The 2,744-nt window shown below is 70.4% G+C and carries 4 protein-coding genes; all 4 read right to left on the bottom strand.

Annotated elements, in window-relative coordinates; all coding sequences use genetic code 11:
• A partial coding sequence (locus FFS27_RS31280) for a FecR/PupR family sigma factor regulator (protein ID WP_134601005.1) occupies positions 1-228 on the bottom strand: 228 nt, incomplete at its 3' end.
• A complete protein-coding gene (locus FFS27_RS31275; protein WP_003107976.1) occupies positions 225-734 on the bottom strand; it encodes a sigma-70 family RNA polymerase sigma factor in 510 nt (169 codons plus the stop codon). The genes FFS27_RS31280 and FFS27_RS31275, both read right to left, overlap by 4 nt.
• Positions 735-836: 102 nt before the next feature.
• Positions 837-2,033: an MFS transporter gene (locus tag FFS27_RS31270; RefSeq protein ID WP_023101302.1), complete on the bottom strand. Its 1,197-nt coding sequence runs from the start codon at positions 2,031-2,033 to the stop codon at positions 837-839.
• Positions 2,020-2,744 (bottom strand): MFS transporter (locus FFS27_RS31265; protein WP_137952481.1); only part of this gene is annotated, 725 nt, incomplete at its 5' end. The genes FFS27_RS31265 and FFS27_RS31270, both read right to left, overlap by 14 nt.

Raw genomic sequence — 2,744 nt, 5'->3', positions numbered from 1 at the left:
CTCCAGGGCGCGCAGCACGGTAGCGCTCGGCTGGCCGCGCCAGGGCGAGTCCTGTAGCGGCGCGAGGCTGCCAAGCAGTTGCCGGAACACCTCGGCATGCTCGCTCGACAGCGCCTTCCAGCGTTCCAGGGCATCGCCCTCGGCGGCGCTGAAGTCGCCGGATTGCAGGCGCACCATCCATTCGATGGCCTCCTCGACGATGCGTTGCCGTTCCGGCTTCTCGCTCATTCCTGGAATCCCCGGTAGCAGCAGTGCAAGGCATCCTTCATCAACTGGTGGATGCGCCCCAGGGACAATCCGAGGCGTTCGCCGATCTGCACGTAGGTCAGGCCTTCCAGCTGACTCATCAGGAACACTGCGCGGGCCTGCCCGGACAGGCCGTCGAGCAGGCGGTCGATGGCTTGCAGGCTCTCGATCAGCATCCACTGCTCGTGAGGCGACGGCTGCACCGCCTCCGGCGCCTCGGCGAGGATCTGCAGGTAGGCGCGCTCCAGGTCCTTGCGCCGCCAGCTCTCGTACATCAGGCGTTGCGCGATGGTCGCGAGGAACGCCCGCGGCGAGCGGATCGACGCCGGGTCGGGGAGCATCCAGACCTGCAGGAAGGCCTCGGCGGCGAGGTCTTCGGCGCTGTGGCTACAGCCGGTCTGGTAGGACAGCTTCTTGCACAGCCAGTCGTAGTTCTGCTGGAACAACTGGGCGATCAGGGTGTTCTTGATGGAGCCTTGGCTATCCATGGTAAGCGTTCGCTGCTGGCAGGCCACGCCACGGATAGCGGTAGTGAGCCTGGAGGTTGAGGAACGGCGCCCGGGGCTGTTCCCGTGGCGCGCGGTAGGGAATCAATCGAGGCGCTCCCGGCAGTCCGCCGTGCCCGCCGCCGGCCGCTGCGCGGACAGCCAGCCGCAGGCGGCGGCGCCGAGGATCAGCGCGGCGCCCCACCAGGGGAGCGCGCGCACCGCCACCTGGTCCACCAGGATCGCGCCGATGAAGGCGCCCAGGGCCACGCCGAGCTGGATCGCGCTGGTGTTGAGGCTGATCTGGATCGCCGCGGTGTCCGGGCTGAGTTCCACCAGGTATTTCTGGATCGCCGGCCCCGGCGCCATGTTGAACACGCACCAGAACACCACCGCGCCCAGCAGCAGCGGCAGGCCGCCGGTGGCGAACGGCAGCAGGACCAGGGCCAGTGCATGCAGGAGCAGGAAGGCGACGAAGGTGGCCGGCCCCGGCCAGCGGTCGGCGGCACGTCCGCCGAGCAGCGCGCCGAGGATGCCGCCGCCCCCGTAGACCAGCAGGACCAGGCTGATGGTCGGTTTGTCGAGGGCCATGCTGCCGACCAGGAACGGCACGATGTAGGTGTAGACGGTGAACTGGCCGGTCATCTGCAACAGCGATGCCAGGTGGGCGAACGGCACCCGGCCCCGGGCCAGCGCCCGCAGTTGCTCCGCCGGGGCGATGCCGGGCGCGCCGGGGATGGCCGGCAGCAGGCGCAGGAGCAGCGGCAGGCCGAGCAACGCGACCCCGGCGAGCAGCAGGAACAGGCTGCGCCAACCCCAGAACTCGCCGATCAGGGTGCCCAGCGGTACGCCCAGCACCAGTGAGGCGACGATGCCGGCAAACACCAGGCCGATCGCCCGGCCGCGCCGTTCCGGTGCGACGATGGCCACCGCCAGGGTGATCGCCACCACCACAATGACCGAGGCACTGGCCGCCACCAGCAGCCGGCTCGCCAGCAACAGGGCGAAGCTCGGCGCGGCGGCGCTGGCCAGGTTGGCGCCGACGAACGCCAACAGCGCGCCGGCCAGCAGGCGGCGGCGCTCGATGCCGGCGCTGAGGTAGACCAGCAGCGGGCCGAGCAGCGCATAGACCAGCGCGTACAGGCTCATCAGCAACCCGGTCCGGCCCTGGCTGACGGCGAAACTGGCGGCCAGTTCGTCGAGCACCCCGGCCACCACCAGTTCCACCGTGCCGACCACGAAGGCCAGTCCGGCCAGCAGCCAGACGCCGACCTCCGCCCTGCTCCGTTCAGTCTCGCCCATGGCTGCGTGCCTCCCCGTCGATGGCGTAGCGATAGCGCCCGAGCATGACCAGCAGCCCTGCCGCCACGCCGAACGCGCCGAGCAGGACCAGCGTCGAGCCCGCGTAGGAGCCCGCGCGGTCGTAGAAGTAACCCAGCAGCCAGGACCCCAGGCTGATGGCGATGGCGAAGGTGAAGGGCTGGATCGAGCCATAGATCACGCTGAAATGGCGCAGGCCGAAGTAGCGGCTGACGAAGTACTGGGTGGTGCCGGTCTCGCCGCCGGCGCCCAGGCCGATCAGGAACACCGCGCCCCAGAGCAGCGCCGGCGGTCCGCCGAGGAGCAGGAGCAGCAGCCCGATAGCCGCCAGCACGGCGAACGGCAAGGCGATGCGCGGGGTGTCGTAGCGGTCCAGCAGGTAGCCCAGCGCCGGTTGCGAAACGATCATGCCGACCCACAGCGCCGCCAGCACGTCGGTGGCGACCTCCCGCGACAGGCCGTGCTCCTGCAACAGCGGCACGCCATGCACCATCACGCCGGTGACGGCGAACACGCCGAGGATCAGGTTGCCGACGATCAGCCAGAAGTCCGCCGAGCGCCAGGCCTGGCCTGGCGTCGCTCCGGGCAGCGCGCCGGCTGGCGGGCGCCGCGCCTGCGGCAGGTCGCCGGGGCGCTCGCGGAACAGCGCGTAGAGCAGCGGCAGCGCCAGCAGGCCTTCGAGCAGGCCATAGA

Origin of the sequence: Pseudomonas sp. 2VD, assembly GCF_005503585.1 — a bacterium.
In the GTDB taxonomy this organism is placed as follows: Bacteria; Pseudomonadota; Gammaproteobacteria; order Pseudomonadales; family Pseudomonadaceae; genus Pseudomonas; species Pseudomonas aeruginosa.
This window is presented reverse-complemented; position numbering and strand designations above follow the sequence as displayed.